The following is a 401-nucleotide window of genomic DNA, read 5'->3' as shown; positions in this document are numbered from 1 at the left end:
AACGGGTCCCTGGAAACCACGTCTGCGTGTGGCGACCGCTGACATCTTCGAACGTCTGGGAATGGCGGGTCGCAATGACGATCTTATGGAGAGCTATTCCCACGGCATGCTCAAGAAAACCCAAATCGCAGCTGCGCTCCTTGCCCACTCCCCCGTGATCATCATCGACGAGTCGCTCAACGGCATCGACATCGAGGCCCAGATGACGATCGAGGACGCCCTTTTCAACCACATCCGGCAAGGCGGTACCCAGATCATCTGCAGCCACGATTTCGCCATGCTGGACCGCTGCGCATCCCACGTCGCCATGCTCGACTATGGGAATATGGTCGAGTTCTCCGCCGTCGACCAATTGCGCGCCCGACATGCCACCATCCGTGACCTCATCGTTGGGTATATGG

Annotated in this window: 1 protein-coding gene; it reads left to right on the top strand. The window is 58.6% G+C overall.

The annotated features are described in order from the left end of the window. Nucleotides 1-28: 28 nt before the first annotated feature. On the top strand, nt 29-401 hold a 373-nt coding region (locus G8O24_RS47305), incomplete at its 3' end, for an ATP-binding cassette domain-containing protein (RefSeq protein ID WP_497717874.1).

Source organism: Bradyrhizobium campsiandrae (genome assembly GCF_014529705.1).
Taxonomy (GTDB): Bacteria; Pseudomonadota; Alphaproteobacteria; order Rhizobiales; family Xanthobacteraceae; genus Bradyrhizobium; species Bradyrhizobium campsiandrae.
Note: the sequence above shows the minus strand (reverse complement) of the source record. Positions and strands in the feature narration are given on the sequence as shown.